Source organism: Streptomyces longispororuber (assembly GCF_024448165.1).
Taxonomy (GTDB): domain Bacteria; phylum Actinomycetota; class Actinomycetes; order Streptomycetales; family Streptomycetaceae; genus Streptomyces; species Streptomyces longispororuber_A.
Genome location: NZ_JAMOLN010000430.1, coordinates 1 through 926 on the forward strand (window position 1 = coordinate 1; position 926 = coordinate 926).

Annotated in this window: 1 protein-coding gene; it reads right to left on the reverse strand. The window is 68.5% G+C overall.

All coding sequences use genetic code 11. The annotated features are described in order from the left end of the window. A partial coding sequence (locus tag M4J07_RS47700) for a 2-oxoacid:acceptor oxidoreductase family protein (protein ID WP_255983658.1) occupies positions 1-926 on the reverse strand: 926 nt, incomplete at both ends.

Below are 926 nucleotides of genomic sequence, written 5' to 3' on the forward strand. Positions count from 1 at the left end.
GGGCCGGAGGTGGTGGTGACCGCCAGCGAGCCGCCGAAGGCGGCGCCGAGGGCGGCGCCGATGCCGGCGATCTCGTCCTCGGCCTGGAAGGTGCGCACGCCGAAGTTCTTGTGCCTGGACAGTTCGTGGAGGATGTCCGAGGCCGGGGTGATGGGGTAGGAGCCCAGGTAGAGGGGCAGGTCGGCCTGGCGGGATGCGGCGATCAGGCCGTAGGAGAGGGCCAGGTTCCCGGAGATGTTGCGGTAGGTGCCGGTGGGGAACGCGGTGGCGGCGGGGGCGACCTCGTAGGAGACGGCGAAGTCCTCGGTGGTCTCGCCGAAGTTCCAGCCGGCGTGGAAGGCGGCGAGGTTGGCCTTCATGATTTCGGGTTTGCGGGCGAACTTCTGTTTCAGGAAGCGTTCGGTGCCCTCGGTGGGCCGGTGGTACATCCAGGACAGCAGGCCAAGGGCGAACATGTTCTTGGAGCGTTCGGCCTCCTTGCGGGACAGGTCGAACTCCTTGAGCGCCTCCACGGTCAGCGTGGTCAGCGGGACGGGGTGGACCTGGTAGCCGTCCAGCGAGCCGTCCTCCAGCGGGCTCTGTTCGTAGCCGACCTTGGCCATCGCGCGTTTGGTGAACTCGTCGGTGTTCACGATGACTTCGGCGCCGCGGGGCACGTCGGCGATGTTCGCCTTGAGGGCGGCGGGGTTCATCGCGACCAGCACGTTGGGCGCGTCGCCGGGGGTGAGGATGTCGTGGTCGGCGAAGTGCAGCTGGAAGGAGGAGACGCCGGGCAGGGTGCCGGCGGGGGCGCGGATCTCGGCCGGGAAGTTCGGCAGCGTCGACAGATCGTTGCCGAACGAGGCCGTCTCCGAGGTGAACCGGTCCCCGGTGAGCTGCATACCGTCACCGGAATCGCCCGCGAACCGGATGATCACCCGGTCCAG